Source organism: Enterobacter sp. Bisph1 (assembly GCF_000814905.1).
Lineage (GTDB): Bacteria > Pseudomonadota > Gammaproteobacteria > Enterobacterales > Enterobacteriaceae > Kosakonia.
The window spans coordinates 119190-142125 of record NZ_JXAG01000033.1 but is presented as its reverse complement, the minus strand read 5'-3'; the positions used below and the strand labels follow the sequence as shown (position 1 = coordinate 142125).

The following is a 22936-nucleotide window of genomic DNA, read 5'->3' as shown; positions in this document are numbered from 1 at the left end:
AACCGGGCCAGAGAGGATTAACGCGCGTTTTGCTTGATAAATTCGTGGATGCTGGTGTCCTGGGACATATCAGCAATGGTGTCCGTCAACACGTTGTTAACCGCAGTGGTGATCTTATCGTTGGTGGCCTGGAAAGCACCTTCAACGTTATAGCTGGCACGGTAGTTTTTGGTCATCTTATTGCCGTTCGCTGCGGTGGCGATAATCGCGATATCCGCTTTAGTGGCGATGTTGTAGCGTACGTTACCCTGTGACACATCGGCATACAGCTGGCTTACGATGATCTGCAGGTTTACCGCGCCGTTTGGCCCGATCATATACCCGCGCGCGGTCATCTGTTTTTCCAGCACTTCTTGCAGCAGGAAACGCAGGTCGCGCGAGGCGGTCAGCGTCACCAGCTGGTTATCACGCGTGACTTTTGCCAGCGCCTGATCCTGACGCTGATCGGCACCGTTAATGCTGACGGTAACGCCCATCAGGCTAGGATCCTGCTGCGGCAGGGTAATTCTAGGCGTAACGTCAAGGGTAGTCGGCGGGGTAGCGCACCCGGCCAGCATAAATAAAGCAACCAGCGGAAAGAGGATTTTTTTAAACATGTTCAGGCTCTCAAGGATCTAAGCTTTTAGGGGAAAATTCCCGCCATCATAACATCGCCGCCGTTAAGAGGAAGTCCTCAACGCATGGAAATTCATCGTCTTGTGCTTTTTTTATCGTCAGCAAATGTTTTAGCGCCTTGAAGGCAAAAAAAAGGGTCGCTTTGCCTTCAAGTTTATCCCCTTCACAGGAAAAGCAGGCTGAAGGCGTATTTTTGTTGTTTTATTGTTATAGAAACGGTAAAAGCGGCTAACATTTAAAGAGATGGCTGGCATCTCAGCGTTGTCGGGAGTGTAAAATCATGATGATGCGCGAACAAATAGAAGCAAAGCTGAAGGCGGCATTTGAGCCCGTCATTCTTGAAGTTGTGGACGAAAGCTATCGCCACAATGTCCCGGCAGGTTCTGAAAGTCACTTCAAAGTGGTGCTGGTAAGCGATCGCTTTACCGGTGAGCGTTTTGTTAACCGCCATCGCATGATCTACGGCGTGCTGGCGGAGGACCTGTCCACCACGATTCATGCCCTTGCGCTGCATACTTACACCCTAAAAGAGTGGGAAGGCTTGCAGGATACCCTGCTGACCTCGCCAGCTTGTCGCGGCGCTGGCAGCATCGTGTAGAAATCCGGGTTGCAACTGCCTGAACTTTTCCAGTATGTTGCATGCAGATTATGTAAAAACGGCCTGCGGGCCGTTTTGTTTTGTCTGAAATTTGAGCGAGAAACGCGATTTTTTGCATGAAATTGCTTCAGAAGTGTGAAAAATGACGCAGCATTGCGCCGTTCCCCTTCTCGACTCATATCTGTGATGCCGCTATAATGCTGCGTCTTATTTTTCGGAATGTCTTCGGGATGATTCTGACGACAGGGAATGTATATCTGATTTGAGAGAGCATTCCGGTTCTGCAAGCAAAATATTTGCTTCGCAGGGTAGAGTTGACCGAGCACTGTGATTTTTTGAGGTAACAAGATGCAAGTTTCAGTTGAAACCACTCAGGGCCTTGGGCGCCGTGTAACGATTACAATCGCTGCTGATAGCATCGAGACCGCTGTGAAGAGCGAGCTGGTCAACGTAGCGAAGAAGGTACGTATTGACGGTTTTCGTAAGGGCAAAGTGCCGATGACCGTTGTTGCTCAGCGTTATGGCGCTTCTGTTCGCCAGGACGTACTGGGCGATCTGATGAGCCGTAACTTTATCGACGCGATCATTCAGGAAAAAATCAACCCGGCTGGCGCACCGAATTACGTTCCGGGCGAATACAGGCTGGGCGAAGACTTCACTTACTCCGTAGAGTTTGAAGTTTACCCGCAGGTTGAGCTGAAAGCGCTGGACACTATTGAAGTTGAAAAACCGGTTGTTGAAGTGACCGATGCTGATGTCGACACCATGCTGGACACCCTGCGTAAACAGCAGGCGACCTGGAAAGACAAAGATGGCGCTGTAGACGCGGAAGATCGCGTGACCGTTGATTTCAGCGGTTCCGTTGACGGTGAAGAGTTTGAAGGCGGCAAAGCCACTGATTTCGTACTGGCCATGGGCCAGGGTCGTATGATCCCGGGCTTTGAAGACGGTATCAAAGGCCACAAAGCGGGCGAAGAGTTCACTATCGACGTGACCTTCCCGGAAGATTACCACGCAGAAAACCTGAAAGGTAAAGCGGCGAAATTCGTCATTAACCTGAAGAAAGTTGAAGAGCGTGAGCTGCCGGAACTGACCGAAGAGTTCATCAAACGTTTCGGCGTTGAAGATGGCTCAATCGCCGGTCTGCGCGCTGAAGTGCGTAAAAACATGGAGCGCGAGCTGAAAGGCGCGGTACGTAACCGTGTTAAATCTCAGGCGATTGACGGCCTGGTGAATGCGAACGAAATCGACGTGCCGGCTGCGCTGATCGACAGCGAAATCGACGTACTGCGTCGTCAGGCTGCACAGCGTTTTGGTGGCAACGAGAAACAAGCCCTTGAACTGCCGCGTGAGCTGTTCGAAGAGCAGGCTAAACGCCGTGTTGTTGTCGGTCTGCTGCTGGGCGAAGTGATTCGTACCAATGAGCTGAAAGCTGACGAAGAGCGTGTTAAAGGCCTGATCGAAGAGATGGCGTCTGCGTATGAAGATCCGAAAGAAGTGATCGAATTCTACAGCAAAAACAAAGAGCTGATGGAAAACATGCGTAACGTGGCGCTGGAAGAACAAGCTGTTGAAGCGGTTCTGGAAAAAGCGAAAGTGACTGAGAAAGCCACTTCCTTTAACGAACTGATGAACCAACAGGCTTAATCGACTTCTGCGATAGCCAAAAGTAATAAGCCCGTCACCTGCTGGTGACGGGCTTTTTTTATCGCATCAGGACTAGCAGATATGTGCTAAAAGGGCGTTTCAGTGTTAGCGTAACAGCAAAATATTGTTATGCTTGAATTCATGCAACGTCATCCCCATTAAGGGAAAAGCGACAGAAACGACTCTGGCTGATAATCCGTCCGTGAGCGGTCATAGTCAGACCCTGCTCACTCAAGTACAATCAGTACAGCAGAATTGTTTATATTTATATCCAGGAGACGGAAATGTCATACAGCGGCGAACGAGACAACTTTGCACCCCATATGGCTCTGGTGCCAATGGTTATTGAACAGACCTCACGCGGTGAGCGCTCTTTCGATATCTACTCCCGTCTTCTCAAGGAACGCGTAATTTTCATGACTGGCCAGGTGGAAGACCACATGGCGAACCTGATTGTGGCGCAAATGCTGTTTCTGGAAGCGGAAAACCCGGAAAAAGACATCTACCTGTACATTAACTCCCCAGGCGGGGTGATTACTGCCGGGATGTCCATCTACGACACCATGCAATTTATTAAGCCGGACGTCAGTACTATTTGTATGGGGCAGGCTGCTTCAATGGGCGCCTTCCTGCTGACGGCGGGCGCAAAAGGCAAGCGCTTCTGCCTGCCGAATTCACGTGTGATGATCCACCAGCCGCTGGGCGGCTATCAGGGCCAGGCGACGGATATCGAAATCCACGCGCGTGAGATCCTGAAAGTGAAAGGGCGCATGAATGAACTTATGGCGCATCACACGGGTCAATCATTAGAACAAATTGAACGCGATACCGAACGCGACCGCTTCCTTGCCGCGCAAGAAGCAGTGGAGTACGGGCTGGTGGATTCAATTTTAACCCATCGTAACTAAGCTCAGGCTTCATGTGCCGCTATACTATTAAGTATGAGCGGCATACGCTTGGGTAATGTTTTGCGCCTGGAATGGCATTTGCGTCGTCATGTGCGGCACAAAGAACAGAAAAGAGGTTTTGACTCATGACAGATAAACGCAAAGATGGATCGGGCAAACTGTTGTACTGCTCTTTTTGCGGCAAAAGCCAGCATGAAGTGCGTAAGCTAATCGCCGGGCCATCCGTGTATATCTGCGACGAATGTGTGGATCTGTGTAACGACATTATTCGCGAAGAGATTAAAGAGGTTGCGCCGCATCGCGAGCGCAGCGCGTTACCTACCCCACATGAGATCCGCCACCATCTCGATGACTATGTTATCGGTCAGGAACAGGCGAAAAAAGTGTTGGCGGTCGCGGTATACAATCACTACAAACGTCTGCGCAATGGCGATACCAGCAACGGCGTGGAATTAGGTAAAAGTAACATTCTGCTGATCGGGCCAACGGGTTCCGGTAAAACGCTGCTGGCGGAAACCCTGGCTCGTCTGCTGGATGTTCCGTTCACCATGGCCGATGCTACGACGCTGACCGAAGCGGGTTACGTCGGTGAAGACGTGGAAAATATTATCCAGAAACTGCTGCAGAAGTGCGACTACGACGTACAGAAAGCGCAGCGCGGGATCGTCTATATCGATGAAATCGACAAGATCTCACGTAAATCGGATAACCCGTCCATCACCCGTGACGTTTCCGGTGAAGGGGTACAGCAGGCGCTGCTGAAACTGATCGAAGGCACCGTGGCTGCGGTTCCACCGCAGGGCGGTCGTAAACATCCGCAGCAGGAGTTTTTGCAGGTTGACACCTCCAAAATCCTCTTTATCTGTGGCGGTGCGTTTGCTGGTCTCGATAAGGTCATTTCCCACCGTGTTGAAACCGGCTCCGGCATTGGTTTTGGCGCAACGGTGAAAGGCAAAGCGGAAAAAGCCAGCGAAGGCCAACTGCTGTCGCAGGTTGAGCCGGAAGATCTGATCAAATTCGGTTTGATTCCGGAATTTATCGGTCGTCTGCCGGTGGTCGCTACGCTGAATGAACTCAGTGAAGACGCGCTGATTCAGATCCTCAAAGAGCCGAAAAACGCCCTGACCAAGCAGTATCAGGCGCTGTTCAATCTTGAAGGTGTGGATCTCGAGTTCCGCGACGAAGCGCTCGACGCTATTGCTAAGAAAGCGATGGTGCGTAAAACCGGCGCCCGTGGTCTGCGTTCTATCGTAGAAGCCGCTCTGCTCGATACCATGTACGATCTGCCGTCGATGGAAGATGTCGAAAAAGTGGTCATTGATGAGTCGGTTATTGCTGGTCAAAGCAAACCGTTATTGATTTATGGCAAACCGGAAGCACAGCAGGCATCTGGCGAATAATTAATCAAAATTTACAATCAGTTAACCTGAAAGGGGGGATTTTATCTCCCCTTTTATTTTTCCGAAAACACGGCGTTGAATGTGTGGGAAACATCCCCATATACTGCTTTACATGTTAATGGTGCGTGTTGCACAGTCACGTCACCTCATAACCTGGCGGACTTTAAACTAAGAGAGAGCTCTATGAATCCTGAGCGTTCTGAACGCATTGAAATCCCCGTGTTGCCATTGCGCGATGTGGTGGTTTATCCGCACATGGTCATTCCGTTATTTGTGGGACGGGAAAAATCAATCCGTTGTCTGGAAGCAGCCATGGACCATGATAAAAAAATCATGCTGGTTGCGCAGAAAGAAGCATCAACGGATGAGCCGGGTGTAAACGATCTTTTCACCGTCGGGACCGTGGCGTCTATTTTGCAAATGTTGAAACTGCCCGATGGCACGGTAAAAGTGCTGGTCGAGGGGCTTCAGCGCGCGCGCATTACTACCCTTGCCGACGATGGCGAGCACTTCTCTGCGAAAGCAGAATACCTTGACTCGCCGGCGATAGATGAGCGCGAGCAGGAAGTGCTGGTGCGTACGGCAATCAGTCAGTTTGAAGGCTATATCAAACTGAACAAAAAAATCCCGCCGGAAGTGCTGACATCGCTGAACAGCATCGACGATCCCGCGCGTCTGGCCGACACCATCGCTGCCCATATGCCGCTTAAGCTTGCGGATAAGCAGTCCGTGCTCGAGATGTCCGACGTTAATGAACGTCTGGAATATCTGATGGCGATGATGGAATCTGAAATCGATCTGCTGCAGGTTGAGAAACGTATTCGCAACCGCGTGAAAAAGCAGATGGAGAAATCCCAGCGTGAGTACTATCTGAATGAGCAGATGAAAGCCATTCAGAAAGAGCTGGGCGAAATGGATGACGCGCCGGACGAAAATGAAGCGCTGAAGCGCAAAATTGACGCCGCGAAAATGCCGAAAGAGGCAAAAGAGAAAGCGGAATCCGAACTCTCCAAGCTGAAAATGATGTCACCCATGTCTGCGGAAGCGACGGTGGTGCGCGGCTATATCGAATGGATGGTACAGGTACCGTGGAATGCACGCAGCAAGGTCAAAAAAGACCTGCGCCAGGCGCAAGAGATCCTCGATACCGATCACTACGGTCTGGAACGCGTTAAAGACCGCATCCTTGAGTACCTTGCGGTGCAAACCCGCATGAACAAACTTAAAGGGCCGATTCTGTGTCTGGTAGGGCCGCCGGGGGTGGGTAAAACCTCTCTGGGTCAGTCTATTGCTAAGGCAACCGGGCGCAAATACATCCGTATGGCGCTGGGCGGCGTGCGTGATGAAGCGGAAATCCGCGGTCACCGCCGGACGTATATCGGTTCCATGCCGGGCAAACTGATTCAGAAGATGGCGAAAGTGGGCGTTAAAAACCCGCTGTTCCTGCTCGATGAAATCGACAAAATGTCCTCCGATATGCGTGGCGATCCCGCTTCTGCGCTGCTGGAAGTGCTGGATCCGGAACAGAACGTCGCCTTCAGCGATCACTATCTGGAAGTGGATTACGATCTCAGCGATGTGATGTTCGTTGCCACTTCCAACTCCATGAACATTCCGGCACCGCTGCTGGATCGTATGGAAGTGATCCGTCTTTCCGGCTACACCGAAGACGAAAAACTGAACATCGCCAAACGTCACCTGCTGACCAAGCAGATCGAACGTAACGCGCTGAAAAAAGGTGAGATTACCGTTGATGACAGCGCGATAATCGGCATCATCCGTTATTACACCCGTGAAGCGGGCGTGCGTGGTCTGGAGCGTGAAATCTCCAAACTGTGCCGTAAGGCGGTTAAACAGCTGCTGCTTGATCCGACGCTGAAACACATTGAGATCAACGGCGACAACCTGCATGACTATCTGGGTGTGCAGCGCTTTGATTACGGCCGTGCCGACGATGAAAACCGCGTCGGTCAGGTAACGGGGCTGGCATGGACGGAAGTGGGTGGCGATTTGCTGACCATTGAAACCGCCTGCGTACCGGGTAAAGGCAAGCTGACCTATACCGGCTCACTGGGTGAAGTGATGCAGGAGTCAATCCAGGCTGCGCTGACCGTGGTCCGTGCCCGCGCGGAGAAACTCGGTATCAACGGTGATTTCTACGAGAAACGTGATATCCACGTTCACGTACCGGAAGGCGCGACCCCGAAAGATGGTCCGAGCGCCGGGATCGCCATGTGTACCGCGCTGGTTTCTTGCCTGACCGGTAACCCGGTTCGCGCCGATGTGGCGATGACCGGTGAGATCACACTGCGTGGTCAGGTCTTGCCGATTGGTGGTCTGAAAGAAAAACTGCTGGCGGCGCATCGCGGGGGCATTAAGACGGTATTGATCCCTTACGAAAACAAACGCGATTTGGAAGAAATTCCGAATAATGTGGTAGCCGATCTGGAGATCCATCCGGTCAAGCGGATTGAAGAGGTTCTTAGTCTCGCGCTGCAGAATGCGCCATTTGGCATGCAGGTCGCGACGGCAAAATAGTGACCTTGCGCAAAGTGCGTTGATAAAAACGAGGCTGGTAAGTAATTTGGTGCTTGCCAGTCTTTTTTTGTATAGCTAATTTAGATTGCTGGTTGATTGAATCATCATCAACTGGTGTTGTAAGGGCATGACAGGCCTGATATAACTGCTGCGCGGTCGCACTGTGAAGGATGCAGGTGCGATATAAATTATAATGAGAGGAAGAGTAGAGTGAATAAATCTCAATTGGTAGACAAGATTGCCGCAGATGCTGACATCTCTAAAGCCGCGGCTGGACGGGTGTTAGATGCTTTTATTGCTGCCGTTACTGATTCTTTGAAATCCGGGGACGACGTGGCGCTGGTAGGTTTTGGTTCTTTTGTTGTTAAAGACCGTGCTGCCCGTACCGGCCGCAACCCTCAGACCGGCAAAGAGATCACCATTGCTGCGGCCAAAGTTCCTGGTTTCCGCGCAGGCAAAGCACTGAAAGACGCGGTAAACTGATCGCCATCCCTCTACAGGGTGAGCGGGAAACCACAAGGGCGCATCGCGAGATGTGCCTTTTTTATTTGTCTTAACGCACTTTCTGCGAGTTTATACGCGATGCGGGCTAACAATTGCCCCGGTTTCTTGTCAAAATACGCCCTTACGCGCAGCGGGCACCGAGCGCTGCCCGAGATCTACAGTCACCTACAGCGGAGTGTTGTTACACCATGATGGACAATTTACGCGCGGCGGCCAACCACGTCGTGCTCAAGATCATTCTGGGTTTAATTATCGTGTCATTCATTTTGACTGGCGTGGGTAACTACCTGATTGGCGGTAACAATAATTACGCCGCAAAAGTTAATGGTCAGGAGATCGGCCGTTCGCAGTTTGAAAATGCGGTAAACAGCGAGCGCAACCGTATGGCGCAGCAGCTGGGCGATCGGTTCTCTGAACTGGCCGCTAACGAAAACTACATGAAATCCGTTCGTCAGCAGGTGCTCAACCGCTTAATCGACGAAGCGCTGCTTGATCAATACGCGAAAAACCTTGGCCTTGGTATTAGCGACGAGCAGGTTAAAAATGCGATTTTTGCCACCCAGGCGTTTCATGCCGACGGTAAATTTGATAACAACCGCTTCTCCGCCATCGTCAACCAGATGGGCATGACCACCGATCAGTATGCTGAAGCGCTGCGTAATCAATTAACCTCTCAGCAGCTGATCAACGCCGTCGCCGGTACCGATTTTATGCTGAAAGGCGAGACTGACGAGCTGGCAGCGCTGGTGGCCCAGCAGCGTGTGGTGCGTCAGGCGGTGATTGACGTTAACGCGCTGGCGGCGAAACAGACTGCCGGCGATGATGAAATCGCCAGCTACTACGATCGCAACAAGAGCCGATTTATCACGCCCGAGCAGTTCCGCGTAAGCTATATCAAGCTTGATGCCGCCGCGATGCAGGAAAAGGTCAGCGACGAAGAAATTCAGGCGTATTACGATCAGCATCAGGATCAGTTCACCCAGCCGCAGCGTAACCGTTACAGCATTATCCAGACCAAAACGGAAGACGAAGCAAAAGCGGTACTTGATGAGCTGAAAAAAGGCGCAGACTTTGCTGCCCTCGCTAAAACCAAATCCGCAGATATTATCTCCGCGCGTAACGGCGGCGATATGGGATGGCTTGAAGAGGCCACCACGCCGGATGAGCTGAAAAAAGCCGGGCTGAAAGAGAAAGGCCAACTCTCCGGGGTGATCAAATCTTCCGTCGGTTTTCTGGTTGCCCGTCTGGACGATCTCCAGCCTGCACAGGTGAAACCGCTGAAAGATGTCCACGACGAACTGGCAGCAAAAGTGAAGCAGGAAAAAGCGCTGGATGCGTGGTTCGCGCTGCAGCGTAAAGTGAGCGAAGCAGCCAGCAATGATAACGAGTCGCTGACGGGCGCTGAACAGGCGGCAGGCACTAAAGCTATGCAGACCGGCTGGTTTGGTCGCGATAACCTGCCGGAAGAGCTGAACTTTAAACCGGTCAGCGATGCCATTTTTAATGGCGGTCTGGTAGGTATCAACGGCGCGCCGGGCAGTAACTCGGACATCATCACCGTTGATGGCGATCGTGCGTTTGTGCTGCGTATTACCGATCACAAAGCCGAAGCGGTCAAACCGCTGGACGAAGTCAAAGCCCAGGTCAGCGATATCGTTAAGCACGATAAAGCGGCGCAACAGGCGAAAATGGATGCGGAAAAACTGCTCGGCGAACTGAAAGCCGGGAAGGGTGATGAGGCGCTGAAAGCGGCGGGTTTGAGCTTCGGCGCGGCAACGACGCTTTCGCGTACCGGGCAGGATCCTGTCAGCCAGGCGGCGTTTAATCTGCCGCTGCCGGCAAAAGATAAACCCTCCTTCGGTGTCGCCAACGATCAGCAAGGCAATGTGGTTATTATGGCGCTGGACGAAGTGAAAGCCGGGACGATGCCGGATGCGCAGAAGAAAGCGATGGTGCAGGGCATCACGCAGAATAACGCACAGATCGCCTTTGAAGCGCTGATGAGCAACCTGCGCAAAGAAGCAAAAATCAAGCTGGGCGATATTGCGGTAGAACAGCAGCAATAACAATCCTCGATGTGCTACGCAAAAATAGCGTAACGCTCTGCAATGCTAAAAGGCCGCTTTCGCGGCCTTTTCCATTTTCACTGTTTCGCTTTTGTCAGCGTTGTGGGTTGTGGTTATTGTAACCCGGCGTTGAAAACAAAGGAGAAAACACAATGAAACATGGAATCAAAGCCCTCTTAATCACACTCACTTTCGCTTGCGCGAGCCTGAGCCATAGTGCGCTGGCCGCGCCGTCCGAAGCGGCAAAATCCCAGACGGCGCAAAGTAAAGGCGAAGCGGCCGCGTCGCCGCAAAGCAAAGCGCAAGAAACGGCAAAAAATGCGCTGGAAGAGGACGGTACGCAGGTGAGTATCAATAGCGCAACCGCGGAAGAGCTATCGCAGGTGATGAGTGGGGTGGGGATTAAGCGAGCGCAGGCCATTGTCAGCTATCGGGAAGAGTACGGTCCGTTTAAAACCATTGAGGATCTTAAACAGGTACCGGGTATCGGTGGCGCGCTGGTGGAGCGTAATTTACCGAATCTAAAACTCTAATCCCTTGCGCAGTGGCTAATCTTTGCCAGAATAAAGAGGTCATACCAGTATGGCCTCTGTCTCTATAACTATAAACGGTAAAGGTTAACGCGCTATGCAGACGCAAATCAAAGTTCGTGGTTTTCATCTTGATGTTTACCAACATGTTAATAACGCCCGCTATCTGGAGTTTTTGGAAGAGGCGCGCTGGGATGGGCTGGAAAATAACGAAAGCTTCAAATGGATGACCGCTAACAACATCGCCTTTGTAGTGGTTAATATCAATATCAATTACCGCCGCCCGGCGGTGCTGGGGGATCTGCTTACGGTCACCAGCCATGTGCAGCAGATCAATGGTAAAAGCGGCGTACTCAGCCAGAACGTGACGTTAAACCCGGACGGGCAAACCGTCGCTGACGCGCTGGTGACCTTTGTCTGTATCGATCTGAAAACACAAAAAGCGCTGGCGCTGGAGGGTGAACTCAGAGAGAGGCTAGAGAAGATGATCCGCGAAGGGGATTAACCCCTCTCTGCGCACCGTATTGCTGGCCGAAAAAACAAAGCCGCTGGCGGAGAAAACCCGACGGCGGCTTCATTTTTACTCAGCTTAAGGCGCTTATTGCAGGCCACTCTTCTGTTTCATCGCCGCCATTACGCCGGGTTTATCGGCCAGATAATGCTGTAAACCGTTGGCGCGTAAGTTACAGGCCGCACACTGGCCGCAGCCGTTGCCTTTGATACCGTTATAGCAGGTCAGCGTCTCGTTGCGTACCAAATCCAGCTTGCCCCAGTAATCCGCCAGCGCCCAGGTTTCGGCTTTATCGAGCCACATCAACGGCGTTTCGAAACGGATATCTTTTGCCAGCCCCAGGCTAACCGCATGATTCAGCGCTTTCACAAACTCATCCCGGCAATCGGGATAGCCGGAAAAATCCGTTTCACACACGCCGGTGATCACCGCTTGCGCCTGGACTTGATAAGCATATACCGCAGCCAGCGTCAGAAAGAGGATATTACGACCGGGCACAAAGGTGTTCGGAATGCCGCTGGCGTCAGGTTCATAATTCGGTACCGGAATGCTGTCGCGCGTCAGGCTACTGACCGCCAGTTCATTAAGCAACGTGACGTCCAGCACTTTATGGGCGCGCGCGCCCAGCGTCTGCGCCAGTTCCCGCGCCACGTCTATCTCGGCGCGATGGCGTTGACCGTAATCAAAGGTCACGCAATGCACTTCATCATATTGCTGTAACGCCTGAATCAGGCAGGTTGTGGAATCTTGTCCGCCACTAAATACCACTACGGCACGTTTCATAATTCTTCCTGACAATAGCAAATAAGGCGCTATGGTAACGCGAGCGGTGGACAGCGACCAGCTTCTTCATCGCGCTGGCGGCGGCAGCCAGGCTTCGGCAAAGTCAAACCAGCCGCGGGTATTTAAATGAACGCCTTCCACTCCCGGCGGGGCGCTAATACGGTACTGATAATTAAACAACGGCGTGAGAACCGCATCGTCCATCAGGGTATAAAATACAGCCTGCAAGGCGCGGTTGCGCGACTCCTCGTCAGGCTGGCGCTGCACCGCATCAAGAGTGGCTTGCAGATGGCCGAAGGCAGACGCGCCCAGCAGAGAAGGCCACAGCGGATCGCAACGCAGCCACTGTTCCAGCGTCGACTGCGGCGCTTCGCCGATCAGCCTGTCGCCCATCATCATATCGGCGCTGGCGAGTTGCGTGCAGCCCTCCCAGTTTTTGCCGTCATGAAAAATCACCGTCAGCTCGCAGCCCAGCGTAGCCAAATGTAATCTCAGCTGTTCCGCCATCGTGTGAAGTTCGACGGGCAGGTGATAGAGCAGCGTCAGTTTTTCCGGCAGTGGAACCTGTTGCGTCGGCCAGTCGGGCATTTGCCAGCCCGGTAGCAGCTCACGGCTGGGGGTAATCAGGTTTTCATCCAGCGGTAGCGTTTGCAGAAGCGTCGAGTGGTGGATAATCTGCACCACCCGGCGTAACTGTGCGGCATTCAGGCGCGAGCCGGGACGCAAGGCGAGGTAACAAAATCCCAGGCTGGTGCTGTTACTCACGGGCTGTAAGTGCCGCAGCTCATCCACCTTACCGATGGCTATCTGCACCGGATGGCGGCAGCTGGTGCCGAGATCCTGCTCAAAAAGCTGCGGCGTTATCCAATATTCCACCGCTTTTAGCAGCGGGTGATTCAGATGGTAATAGTCATGGCTTTCGAGGCGCACTAACTCGCGGCTAAACGTCACCAGACGAAAAGGTCCTGTTCCCAGCGTCGGGTGCTGGGGATGCGCCAGACGGCTGCCATAGCTGGCAAGCCTGTGGGCCAGCCAGTAATCAGGCTGATGAAGCGTAAAGGTCAAACACCAGGGATGCGTCACCTCAATAGTGTTAACGCTGGCAAAAAATTTTTGCAGGGCCGACAGGGTGAGCAAATGTTGTAGTTGCGCCTGTAACTGCCCGGCGGTAACGGGATCGCCATTATGCCAGTGCAGCGTGGCGCGCAAATGGAATCGCCAGCACAGGCCATCAGGGCTGATATCCCAGTGATGAGCCACATCGCCCTGGGGCTGAAAATTGCCGCTGACAAAACGGGTCAAGCCGCTAAAAATCTGCCCGGCTAAATGTTGCTCGGCGCGCCCCGGGAGAAACCCGGCACGCAGCGGCTCCAGCGGACGATAGTATGGAATACGCAGCGTCGGCGTGTCGTTTTGCCATAAGCCGCCAAGAAAAGGATTCAGCAACGCGCGTAAATCATCGGGTTCAAGCTGCGCCAGAGCCAGCGCATCCTCCTGCTGCCCGGCGTTTAACGCCTGCTCCAGCATCTCGCGGCGCACGGATTCGGGCGTCACCAACAAATAAAGTTCCCCGCGTTTGCCCCGCCCGGCGTGCGACTGCCAGCGTAACCAGCCTGACGACTGCATCTGGCCGAGCAACGTGCGCATATGCCGCTCGCTGCAAAAACAGCGTGCCGCCAGTTCGCTAATGCTGACGGATTGCGTCTCGCCGGATGACGCCTGCCACAGGCGCTGATATTGGTTAAGCCGATTAAGTCGTCGCATAAACCCGGAACAATAATATTCATCTATTCACTATTACTTCCGTATATCCCACGCAATACTGGAATGCAACACTCACCACGGTTAACCGGAGATACACATGGCACGTCTGGCTGCGTTTGATATGGATGGCACCCTGTTAATGCCTGACCATCGTTTGGGCGATCAAACGTTAGCGACGCTGCGTCGTCTGCATGAGCGGGAAGTGACCCTCGCCTTTGCCACCGGGCGACATGCGCTGGAGATGCGCCGCATTCTTAGTGCTATTGCGATGGATGCCTTTTTGATTACCGGCAACGGTACGCGGATCCACTCCCGTGAAGGCGAGGTACTGTATCGCCAGGATCTTAGCCCCGAGGTTGCGGATCGGGTGCTGCATAGCCGCTGGGAGACATCTGCGACAATCCACGTTTTCAATGATTCCGGCTGGCTGACGGACAAAGCGCTGCCTGCGACGCTGCAGGCGCACCTTTATAGCGGCTTCACTTATCAGTTGGTCGATCTCAAACGCTTGTCCGCTCATGACGTGACTAAAATCTGCTTTGTCGGCGACCACGACGATCTTTGCCGCTTGCGTATTCAACTCAATGAGGCGCTGGGCGCGCGGGCGCACTTGTGTTTCTCGGCGATGGATTGTCTGGAAATTCTGCCGGTAGGCTGCAATAAAGGTTCTGCACTGGCGGTACTCAGCACATCGCTTGGGCTTTCCTTGCAGGATTGTATGGCTTTTGGCGATGCGATGAATGACCGGGAGATGCTGGAAAGCGTGGGCTGCGGCATGATCATGGGCAACGCCATGCCGCAGTTGCGTACGGCGCTGCCCCATTTACCGGTTATCGGACACTGCCGCGATCAGGCGGTCTCTCACTTTTTGACACACTGGCTGGACACTCCACATCTTCCTTATTCCCCCGAATGAAAAAGATCTTTCCAGCAAGCCAGGCGTTAAAACCTGGCTTTTTTTATGCCGTCAAACGGATGATTTCCGCTTTCCACGGGTCAATATCGCCGAAATTAGCCGCTACCCATTGCGGGTTGTAATAGGTATCGAGATAACGTTCGCCGCTGTCGCACAGCAGCGTGACGATGGAACCACGGCGGCCTTCGTCGCGCATCCTTGCGGCAAGCTGCAACGCGCCCCACATATTGGTACCGGTTGACGCGCCGACCTTACGCCCGAGCTGGGTTTCCAGCCATTGTGCGCAGGCAATGCTCGCCGCGTCCGGCACGCGCAGCATTTCGTCCACCACATCAGCAATAAATGACGGTTCCACGCGCGGGCGGCCAATGCCTTCGATCTTACTGCCCACCTGGCTTCGCAGGCGGCTATCGCGCTGCTGCCAATAATCGAGGAATACCGAGTTTTCCGGGTCCACTACCATTAGTTGCGTGTTATACCCCTGGCAGCGAATATAGCGGCCAATGGTCGCTGAGGTGCCGCCGGTACCGGCGCTCATCACAATATAATCCGGCTGCGGGTGAGGTTCATTTTTCATCTGCCGGAAGATGCTATCGGCGATATTGTTATTGCCGCGCCAGTCCGTTGCGCGCTCGGCAAAGGTGAACTGATCCATATAGTGGCCGTTCAACTCTTTCGCCAGCCGTTCCGACTCGGCGTAAATTTCACAGGCGCTGTCGACAAAGTGGCAGCGCCCGCCATAGAAAGCAATTTGCTCAATCTTACGCTTCGCCGTGCAGTGCGGCATAACGGCGATAAACGGCAAGCCTAACAGGCGCGCAAACCAGGCTTCGGAAACCGCTGTTGAACCGGAAGAGGCCTCGATAATCGTGGTGCCCTCTTTGATCCAGCCGTTACATAACCCATACAGGAACAGCGAGCGCGCCAGGCGGTGCTTTAAGCTGCCGGTTGGATGGGTGCTTTCATCTTTTAAATAGAGATTAATACCGGTAAAAGCCGGCAGTGCCAGGCGGATCAAATGGGTATCCGCTGAACGCTGTGCGTCAGCATTAATTTCGTTGATCGCGTATTTCACCCAGTTGCTATTCATGGTGGTTATCCGTTTGTCATTTTGTGCCCAGTCTAGCGAAGGAGAAAGAAAAAAGGGTTGCCATTTCGCCTTTGTATTACACTATCAGGAGAATAATTTTCTCTGGAAAGCCCCAATGTTAGATAAAATTGACCGCAGGCTCCTTTCGCTACTGCAACAGGATTGTTCGCTCTCTTTGCAGGCGCTGGCAGATGCCGTTAATCTCACTACCACACCCTGCTGGAAACGTCTAAAACGGCTGGAGGATGAGGGTATTTTACTCGGCCGGGTGGCGGTGCTGGATGCGGAAAAGCTGGGGCTTAATCTGACGGCGTTTGTGCTGATTAAAACTCAGCACCACAGCAGCGACTGGTATAGCCGCTTCGTTAGCGAAGTGCAGCAGATGCCTGAAGTGCTGGGTTTCTGGCGGATGGCGGGTGAGTACGACTATCTTCTGCGTGTACAGGTGGCGGATATGAAACGTTATGATGACTTTTACAAGAAGCTGGTGAACAGCGTTCCGGGTCTTTCAGATGTCACTTCTAGCTTCGCGATGGAACAGATAAAATACACCACGGCTTTGCCCATTGAATAACCCTCGCGGCAGTTGCTCACTGCCGAAAATCACCTTCAGGATGTAACCGCGTGCGATTATTTGCTCAGTTAGGCTGGTACTTTCGTCGGGAATGGCAACGCTATCTCGGGGCAGTCGCCTTACTTATTATTATTGCTCTGCTGCAGCTTATCCCGCCCAAAGTGGTGGGCATTGTGGTGGATGGCGTCACCCAGCAACATTTCACCACCCAACAGGTGTGGATGTGGGTCGGCGTACTGGTCGCCGTTGCGATCGTTACCTATCTGCTGCGCTATGTCTGGCGTGTTTGGCTGTTCGGTGCTTCCTACCAGCTGGCCGTTGAGCTGCGGGAAGACTTTTATCGCCAGCTCAGCCGGCAGCATCCTGAATTCTACCTGCGCCACCGCACCGGTGATTTAATGGCGCGCGCGACCAACGATGTCGATCGCGTGGTGTTTGCCGCTGGCGAAGGGGTGCTGACGCTGGTGGATTCGCTGGTGATGGGCTGCGTCGTGCTGGTGGTGATGTCCACGCAAATCAGCTGGCAGCTGACGCTGCTGTCGCTGTTACCGATGCCGATTATGGCGGTCATGATCAAGCGCTATGGCGACCAGTTGCACAACCGCTTTAAGCTGGCGCAGGCGGCGTTTTCCGCGTTAAACGATCGGACGCAGGAGAGCATGACCAGCATCCGCATGATCAAAGCCTTTGGTCTGGAAGATCGCCAGTCGGCGCTGTTTGGCCGCGAAGCGGCAGATACCGGCGCGAAAAATATGCGCGTCGCCCGCGTTGATGCGCGTTTTGATCCCACCATTTATATCGCCATTGGCATGGCCAATATGCTGGCGATTGGCGGCGGTAGCTGGATGGTGGTGCACGGCTCCTTAACCCTCGGCCAGTTGACCAGCTTCGCCATGTATCTCGGCCTGATGATTTGGCCGATGCTGGCGCTGGCGTGGATGTTTAATATCGTCGAGCGCGGCAGCGCAGCCTACAGCCGTATCCGCGATATGCTGGCGGAAGCGCCGGTGGTTAACGATGGGCCAGAACCGGTGCCGGAAGGGCGCGGTAAACTGGACATTGCCATCCACGAGTTTCGCTATCCGCAGACCAACAGCGCGGTGCTAACCAACGTCAGCGCAACGCTGACGCCGGGTCAAATGCTGGGCATTTGCGGCCCGACCGGAGCGGGGAAATCAACGCTGCTCTCCTTAATTCAGCGCCATTTTGACGTTGAAGAAGGGGATATCCGTTTTCATGATATCCCTCTGCCGCGCCTGCAACTGGATGCCTGGCGCAGCCGTCTTGCGGTGGTCAACCAGACGCCGTTTCTCTTCTCCGATACCGTTGGCAGCAATATCGCGCTGGGTAAACCGGGCGCGACGCAGGAGGAGATTGAACATGTGGCGAAGCTGGCCAGCGTGCATGACGATATTCTGCGTCTGCCGCATGGGTACGATACGGAAGTGGGCGAGCGCGGGGTGATGCTCTCCGGCGGGCAGAAACAGCGTCTGTCGATTGCCCGCGCGCTGCTACTTAATGCGGAGATTCTTATTCTTGATGATGCGCTTTCGGCGGTGGATGGGCGCACCGAACACCAGATTTTGCATAACCTGCGTCAGTGGGGCGAAGGGCGTACGGTAATTATTAGCGCCCACCGCCTGTCGGCGCTGACGGAAGCCAGTGAGATTATTGTTATGCAGCACGGACACATCGCCCAGCGCGGGCAGCACGAACAGCTGGCGCGCCAGCCGGGCTGGTATCGCGATATGTATCGTTATCAGCAGCTGGAAGCAGCACTGGATGATGGCGTGCAGGAGGCGGTCGATGCGTAATTTCACCAAACAGTGGCCGACCCTAAAACGCTTGCTGAAATATGGTTCGCCGTGGCGTAAACCGCTGATGAAAGCGGTAGTGATGCTGTGGGTGGCGGCGATTGCCGAGGTCGCAGGCCCGGCGCTGATCAGCTATTTTATCGATAATATGGTGGCGAAAAACCGTTTGCCGCTCGGCATTGTTGCCGGTCTGGCGGCGGTCTATATCGGCCTGCAATTGCTGGCGGCACTGCTGCACTATGCGCAATCACTGCTGTTTAACCAGGCTGCGGTCGGCGTGGTACAACAGCTGCGCACGGACGTAATGGATGCCGCGCTGCGCCAGCCTCTCAGCGAGTTTGATACCCAGCCTGTTGGACAAATTATTTCGCGCGTGACCAACGATACCGAAGTGATCCGCGATCTTTACGTCACCGTTGTCGCCACGGTGCTGCGCAGCGCCGCGCTTATCGGCGCGATGCTGGTAGCCATGTTTAGTCTGGACTGGCGTATGGCGCTGGTGGCGATGGCCATTTTCCCGGCGGTGCTGACGGTGATGCTGATTTACCAGCGTTATAGCACGCCGATTGTGCGGCGCATGCGCGCTTACCTGGCAGATATCAACGACGGTTTCAATGAGATTATCAACGGTATGAGCGTGCTGCAGCAGTTCCGCCAGCAGGCGCGCTTTGGCGAGCGGCTGGGAGATGCCAGTCGTTCGCACTATCTCGCCCGTATGCAAACCCTGCGGCTGGATGGCTTTTTGCTGCGCCCGCTATTGAGCCTGTTCTCCGCATTAGTGCTGTGCGGTTTGCTGATGCTGTTCGGCTTCTCCTCCGTTGGTACGGTAGAAGTCGGCGTACTGTATGCCTTTATCAACTACCTTGGCCGTCTGAATGAGCCGCTGATTGAACTGACCACGCAGCAGTCGATGCTGCAGCAGGCGGTGGTCGCTGGCGAGCGTGTGTTCGAGTTGATGGATCGCCCGCGCCAGAATTATGGCAACGATGATACGCCGCTGCAAAGCGGGGCTATCGATCTGGAAAATGTCTCTTTTGCCTATCGCGATGACCAACTGGTGCTGAAGGATATCTCGCTGCACGTTGAACCACGCAGCTTTGTTGCGCTGGTCGGGCATACCGGCAGCGGCAAAAGTACCCTCGCCAGCCTGCTAATGGGCTATTACCCGCTGACGCAGGGGGAGATCCGCCTTGATGGTCGGCCTCTGTCAACAATAGGGCATTTGCCGCTACGCAAAGGCGTGGCGATGGTGCAGCAGGATCCGGTGGTGCTGGCGGACAGCTTTTTCGCCAACGTGACGCTGGGGCGTGATATCAGCGAAGCGCAGGTCTGGCAGGCGCTGGAAACCGTGCAGTTGGCCGAACTGGCGCGTGCCATGAGCGACGGTATTTATACCCGCCTCGGCGAGCAGGGCAATAATCTGTCGGTGGGGCAAAAACAGCTGTTAGCGCTGGCGCGAGTGCTGGTCGATACGCCGCAGATCCTGATCCTTGATGAAGCGACCGCCAATATTGATTCCGGTACCGAACAGGCGATACAGCATGCGCTGGCGGCGGTGCGCGAGCAGACGACGCTGGTGGTGATTGCCCACCGTTTGTCGACCATTGTCGAGGCCGAAACCATCCTGGTGCTCCATCGTGGGCAGGCGGTTGAGCGCGGTACGCATCAGCAACTGCTTGAAGCAAAAGGGCGCTACTGGCAGATGTATCAATTGCAGCTGGCGGGCGAGGAGCTGGCCGCCAGCACCCGTGAAGAGTCGCTTTCCGCCTGATGCACCAAAAATAAGCACCTGCCTGCTGGCAATCTGCGGTGGTGCAAAAAAGTAACGCGCCCTGCACCGTCATGGTGCGTTTTTCTTACAGGCTAACAGCCCGCACCGCGGGCTCGTTTTTAAACCCCTTGTGCGCTCCCCGCAGTTACCGCCTAACAGCCTGAAACCCTCACTTTTTTTATTCCTGGCACAGGCTTTGCAATATCTCTTTCGTGTTAGCTGCTGCCATTATCGAATGTCGACTGGAGGGGGATCTATGAAGCTGGTTACCGTGGTGATTAAGCCATTCAAACTTGAAGATGTGCGCGAGGCGCTGTCTTCGATTGGTATTCAAGGGCTGACCGTAACGGAAGTAAAAGGCTTTGGCCGTCAGAAGGGTCATGCTGAGTTGTACCGCGGTGCGGAATATAGCGTTAATTTCCTGCCAAAAGTGAAAATTGATGTGGCGATCGCCGACGATCAGCTCGATGAAGTGATCGATGTAATCAGTAAAGCGGCCTACACCGGAAAAATTGGCGACGGCAAAATTTTCGTTGCCGAGCTGCAACGCGTCATTCGTATTCGTACCGGCGAAGCCGACGAAGCGGCACTGTAATTTCTGCCACACAGTGATAGGGATCTGAACAATGAAAAAGACAATATTTAAAACAGCGCTTGCTTCACTGGCCTTGCTACCGGGTCTGGCCCTGGCGGCTCCTGCCGTGGTGGATAAAGCGGATAATGGCTTTATGATGATTTGCACCGCACTGGTGCTTTTTATGTCTATTCCCGGCATCGCCCTGTTTTACGGCGGTTTGCTTCGCGGTAAAAACGTCCTGTCGATGCTGACCCAGGTGGCCGTCACCTTTGCGCTGGTGTGCGTGCTGTGGGTGGTTTATGGCTACTCGCTGGCGTTTGGCGAAGGCAACAGCTTCTTCGGTAATTTCAACTGGGCGATGCTGAAAAACATCGAACTGAAAGCCGTAATGGGCTCTATTTATCAATACATTCACGTGGCGTTCCAGGGCTCCTTTGCCTGTATCACCGTTGGCCTTATCGTGGGTGCGCTGGCGGAACGTATTCGTTTCTCGGCGGTACTGATTTTCGTGGTGGTGTGGCTGACCCTCTCTTATGTGCCGATTGCGCATATGGTCTGGGGCGGCGGTCTGCTGGCCACCCACGGTGCGCTCGATTTTGCCGGCGGGACGGTGGTCCATATTAACGCGGCGATTGCCGGGCTGGTGGGCGCTTACCTGATTGGCAAACGTGTCGGTTTCGGCAAAGAAGCTTTCAAACCGCATAACCTGCCGATGGTCTTCACCGGTACCGCGATTCTCTACTTTGGCTGGTTTGGCTTCAACGCCGGATCGGCGAGCGCGGCTAACGAAATCGCTGCGCTGGCTTTCGTCAACACGGTGGTAGCAACGGCGGGTGCCATTCTGTCATGGGTATTTGGCGAGTGGGCCATGCGCGGCAAACCGTCTCTGCTGGGCGCCTGTTCCGGCGCGATTGCCGGTCTGGTTGCCATTACACCGGCCTGTGGTTATGTCGGCGTCGGCGGCGCGCTGATTGTAGGTCTGGTTGCCGGTCTGGCGGGGCTGTGGGGCGTAACGGCGCTGAAGCGGATGCTGCGCGTCGATGACCCGTGCGACGTCTTTGGAGTACACGGCGTTTGCGGCATCATTGGCTGTATTCTGACCGGAGTTTTCGCTTCTACCTCCCTCGGCGGCGTCGGTTACGCTGAAGGTGTCACCATGGGCCATCAGGTGCTGGTACAGCTGGAAAGCGTGGCTATCACCATCGTCTGGTCCGGCGTGGTGGCCTTTATCGGTTACAAACTGGCGGACATTACCGTTGGCCTGCGCGTACCGGAAGAGCAAGAGCGCGAAGGGCTGGACGTAAACAGCCACGGCGAGAATGCCTACAACGCCTGATTAGATTGCGTTATCTCCTGAGCATAAAAAAGCCTCCATATCGGAGGCTTTCGTTTGTTAATCATCCATCGCGTTTAATTACGATTGCGCATTACGCCTTCCTGCACGCTGGAAGCCACCAGCACGCCATCTTGCGTATAAAACTCGCCGCGTACGAAGCCGCGCGCGCTGGACGCTGAAGTACTTTCCACACTGTAGAGCAGCCATTCGTTGATGTTAAACGGACGGTGGAACCACATCGAGTGATCGATGGTAGCGACCTGCATGCCGCGCTCAAGAAAACCCACGCCGTGGGGCTGCAGCGCGACGGGCAGGAAGTTAAAATCGGAGGCGTAGCCAAGCAGATACTGATGGACACGAAACTCCTCCTGAACCGTGCCGTTGGCGCGGATCCACACCTGACGGGAAGGTTCGGCGACATGGCCTTTTAGCGGGTTATGGAACTCTACCGGGCGGATCTCCAGCGGCTTGTCGCTGAGGAATTTCTCTTTCACCTGCGGCGGCAGCAAATGGGAGAGATCGCGGGCAATCTCCGTTTCTGATTTCAGCGAATCCGGCGATGGCGCGGGCGGCATTGTTTTTTGATGCTCGTAGCCGGTTTCCGGGCCCTGGAACGAGGCGGTCATATAGAAAATCGGTTTGCCATTCTGGATAGCGGCAACGCGGCGGGCGCTAAAACTGGTGCCATCACGTAGCACTTCCACGTCATAAACAATCGGCTTTTGGCTATCGCCCGGACGCAAAAAGTAGCTGTGAAACGAATGCACCAGACGCTCGGCGGGCACCGTCTCTTTTGCGGCATACAGCGCCTGGCCGACCACCTGGCCGCCAAAAACCTGACGCAAACCTAAATCTTCGCTCTGTCCGCGAAACAGACCTTCTTCAATTTTTTCCAGATTCAATAATGCCAGCAGATTAGATAACGCCTGACTCATACATTTCCTCAAATAATAAACGGCTGACGGAGCGAATTATCCCATTAGTATAACCTGGA

General features: G+C 54.1%; 20 protein-coding genes. 15 read left to right on the top strand and 5 right to left on the bottom strand.

Features of this window, described 5'->3' with window-relative positions:
- Positions 1–17 precede the first annotated feature (17 nt).
- Positions 18–596, bottom strand: a complete 579-nt coding sequence (locus RW65_RS08215; RefSeq protein WP_039056232.1) for a lipoprotein — start codon at positions 594–596, stop codon at positions 18–20.
- A gap of 299 nt (positions 597–895) precedes the next feature.
- Here RW65_RS08215 and bolA point away from each other — a divergent pair, with 299 nt between their 5' ends.
- The 9 genes from bolA to RW65_RS08170 all read left to right on the top strand — a co-directional run bounded on the left by bolA (position 896) and on the right by RW65_RS08170 (position 11311).
- Entirely contained in the window at positions 896–1213 is a 318-nt protein-coding gene (gene bolA, locus RW65_RS08210; protein ID WP_039056231.1) for a transcriptional regulator BolA, read from the top strand.
- Between the two features lie 348 nt (positions 1214–1561).
- Complete coding sequence (tig, locus tag RW65_RS08205; RefSeq protein WP_039056230.1) at positions 1562–2860, top strand: trigger factor; 1299 nt, start codon at positions 1562–1564, stop codon at positions 2858–2860.
- Between the two features lie 284 nt (positions 2861–3144).
- A complete protein-coding gene (gene clpP / locus RW65_RS08200; protein WP_039056229.1) occupies positions 3145–3768 on the top strand; it encodes an ATP-dependent Clp endopeptidase proteolytic subunit ClpP in 624 nt (207 codons plus the stop codon).
- Positions 3769–3893: 125 nt separating this feature from the next.
- Complete coding sequence (gene clpX, locus RW65_RS08195) at positions 3894–5168, top strand: ATP-dependent protease ATP-binding subunit ClpX (RefSeq protein WP_039056228.1); 1275 nt, start codon at positions 3894–3896, stop codon at positions 5166–5168.
- 183 nt (positions 5169–5351) lie between these two features.
- On the top strand, positions 5352–7706 hold the full coding sequence (lon, locus tag RW65_RS08190) for an endopeptidase La (RefSeq protein ID WP_039056227.1): 2355 nt from the start codon (positions 5352–5354) through the stop codon (positions 7704–7706).
- A gap of 210 nt (positions 7707–7916) precedes the next feature.
- Positions 7917–8189, top strand: coding sequence for a nucleoid-associated protein HU-beta (hupB, locus tag RW65_RS08185; protein ID WP_039056226.1), 273 nt, complete (start codon positions 7917–7919; stop codon positions 8187–8189).
- A gap of 209 nt (positions 8190–8398) precedes the next feature.
- Positions 8399–10276: a peptidylprolyl isomerase gene (gene ppiD / locus RW65_RS08180; RefSeq protein WP_039056225.1), complete on the top strand. Its 1878-nt coding sequence runs from the start codon at positions 8399–8401 to the stop codon at positions 10274–10276.
- A gap of 152 nt (positions 10277–10428) precedes the next feature.
- Positions 10429–10809 carry a helix-hairpin-helix domain-containing protein gene (locus RW65_RS08175; protein ID WP_039056224.1) on the top strand — a complete coding sequence of 127 codons (381 nt, stop codon included), beginning with the start codon at positions 10429–10431 and terminating at the stop codon, positions 10807–10809.
- A 94-nt stretch (positions 10810–10903) separates the two neighbouring features.
- Complete coding sequence (locus RW65_RS08170) at positions 10904–11311, top strand: YbgC/FadM family acyl-CoA thioesterase (protein WP_039056223.1); 408 nt, start codon at positions 10904–10906, stop codon at positions 11309–11311.
- Between the two features lie 93 nt (positions 11312–11404).
- Here the strand turns inward: RW65_RS08170 and queC are convergent, their stop codons facing one another.
- On the bottom strand, positions 11405–12100 hold the full coding sequence (gene queC, locus RW65_RS08165) for a 7-cyano-7-deazaguanine synthase QueC (RefSeq protein WP_039056222.1): 696 nt from the start codon (positions 12098–12100) through the stop codon (positions 11405–11407).
- A 66-nt stretch (positions 12101–12166) separates the two neighbouring features.
- Complete coding sequence (locus RW65_RS08160) at positions 12167–13864, bottom strand: SgrR family transcriptional regulator (RefSeq protein WP_039056221.1); 1698 nt, start codon at positions 13862–13864, stop codon at positions 12167–12169.
- A 97-nt stretch (positions 13865–13961) separates the two neighbouring features.
- Here RW65_RS08160 and cof point away from each other — a divergent pair, with 97 nt between their 5' ends.
- Entirely contained in the window at positions 13962–14780 is an 819-nt protein-coding gene (gene cof, locus RW65_RS08155; protein ID WP_039056220.1) for an HMP-PP phosphatase, read from the top strand.
- 43 nt (positions 14781–14823) lie between these two features.
- Here the strand turns inward: cof and RW65_RS08150 are convergent, their stop codons facing one another.
- Entirely contained in the window at positions 14824–15870 is a 1047-nt protein-coding gene (locus RW65_RS08150) for a PLP-dependent cysteine synthase family protein (protein WP_039056219.1), read from the bottom strand.
- A 115-nt stretch (positions 15871–15985) separates the two neighbouring features.
- Between RW65_RS08150 and RW65_RS08145 the strand changes: the two genes are divergently transcribed.
- From RW65_RS08145 to amtB, 5 genes are all read left to right on the top strand, one after another.
- Positions 15986–16444, top strand: a complete 459-nt coding sequence (locus RW65_RS08145) for an Lrp/AsnC family transcriptional regulator (protein ID WP_039056217.1) — start codon at positions 15986–15988, stop codon at positions 16442–16444.
- A 50-nt stretch (positions 16445–16494) separates the two neighbouring features.
- Positions 16495–18258 (top strand): SmdA family multidrug ABC transporter permease/ATP-binding protein, encoded by a 1764-nt coding sequence (locus tag RW65_RS08140; protein ID WP_039056216.1) that lies wholly within the window; start codon positions 16495–16497, stop codon positions 18256–18258.
- Complete coding sequence (locus RW65_RS08135) at positions 18251–20029, top strand: SmdB family multidrug efflux ABC transporter permease/ATP-binding protein (RefSeq protein WP_039056215.1); 1779 nt, start codon at positions 18251–18253, stop codon at positions 20027–20029. The genes RW65_RS08140 and RW65_RS08135 overlap by 8 nt, the downstream gene beginning before the upstream one ends.
- A 256-nt stretch (positions 20030–20285) precedes the next feature.
- The gene (gene glnK / locus RW65_RS08130; protein ID WP_002891893.1) at positions 20286–20624 is read left to right on the top strand and encodes a P-II family nitrogen regulator; all 339 of its coding nucleotides are present in this window, start codon (positions 20286–20288) and stop codon (positions 20622–20624) included.
- Between the two features lie 31 nt (positions 20625–20655).
- Complete coding sequence (gene amtB / locus RW65_RS08125) at positions 20656–21942, top strand: ammonium transporter AmtB (RefSeq protein WP_039056214.1); 1287 nt, start codon at positions 20656–20658, stop codon at positions 21940–21942.
- 74 nt (positions 21943–22016) lie between these two features.
- On the opposite strand, the gene tesB is transcribed toward amtB, so the two are convergent.
- Positions 22017–22877 (bottom strand): acyl-CoA thioesterase II, encoded by an 861-nt coding sequence (tesB, locus tag RW65_RS08120; RefSeq protein ID WP_039056213.1) that lies wholly within the window; start codon positions 22875–22877, stop codon positions 22017–22019.
- Positions 22878–22936 lie beyond the last annotated feature (59 nt).

Coding starts and splice junctions, on each gene's coding strand:
- RW65_RS08215 (WP_039056232.1), bottom strand. CDS start 596: ATGTTTAAAAAAATCCTCTTTCCGCTGGTTGCTTTATTTATGCTGGCC.
- bolA (WP_039056231.1), top strand. CDS start 896: ATGATGATGCGCGAACAAATAGAAGCAAAGCTGAAGGCGGCATTTGAG.
- tig (WP_039056230.1), top strand. CDS start 1,562: ATGCAAGTTTCAGTTGAAACCACTCAGGGCCTTGGGCGCCGTGTAACG.
- clpP (WP_039056229.1), top strand. CDS start 3,145: ATGTCATACAGCGGCGAACGAGACAACTTTGCACCCCATATGGCTCTG.
- clpX (WP_039056228.1), top strand. CDS start 3,894: ATGACAGATAAACGCAAAGATGGATCGGGCAAACTGTTGTACTGCTCT.
- lon (WP_039056227.1), top strand. CDS start 5,352: ATGAATCCTGAGCGTTCTGAACGCATTGAAATCCCCGTGTTGCCATTG.
- ppiD (WP_039056225.1), top strand. CDS start 8,399: ATGATGGACAATTTACGCGCGGCGGCCAACCACGTCGTGCTCAAGATC.
- RW65_RS08175 (WP_039056224.1), top strand. CDS start 10,429: ATGAAACATGGAATCAAAGCCCTCTTAATCACACTCACTTTCGCTTGC.
- RW65_RS08170 (WP_039056223.1), top strand. CDS start 10,904: ATGCAGACGCAAATCAAAGTTCGTGGTTTTCATCTTGATGTTTACCAA.
- queC (WP_039056222.1), bottom strand. CDS start 12,100: ATGAAACGTGCCGTAGTGGTATTTAGTGGCGGACAAGATTCCACAACC.
- RW65_RS08160 (WP_039056221.1), bottom strand. CDS start 13,864: ATGCGACGACTTAATCGGCTTAACCAATATCAGCGCCTGTGGCAGGCG.
- cof (WP_039056220.1), top strand. CDS start 13,962: ATGGCACGTCTGGCTGCGTTTGATATGGATGGCACCCTGTTAATGCCT.
- RW65_RS08150 (WP_039056219.1), bottom strand. CDS start 15,870: ATGAATAGCAACTGGGTGAAATACGCGATCAACGAAATTAATGCTGAC.
- RW65_RS08145 (WP_039056217.1), top strand. CDS start 15,986: ATGTTAGATAAAATTGACCGCAGGCTCCTTTCGCTACTGCAACAGGAT.
- RW65_RS08135 (WP_039056215.1), top strand. CDS start 18,251: ATGCGTAATTTCACCAAACAGTGGCCGACCCTAAAACGCTTGCTGAAA.
- glnK (WP_002891893.1), top strand. CDS start 20,286: ATGAAGCTGGTTACCGTGGTGATTAAGCCATTCAAACTTGAAGATGTG.
- amtB (WP_039056214.1), top strand. CDS start 20,656: ATGAAAAAGACAATATTTAAAACAGCGCTTGCTTCACTGGCCTTGCTA.
- tesB (WP_039056213.1), bottom strand. CDS start 22,877: ATGAGTCAGGCGTTATCTAATCTGCTGGCATTATTGAATCTGGAAAAA.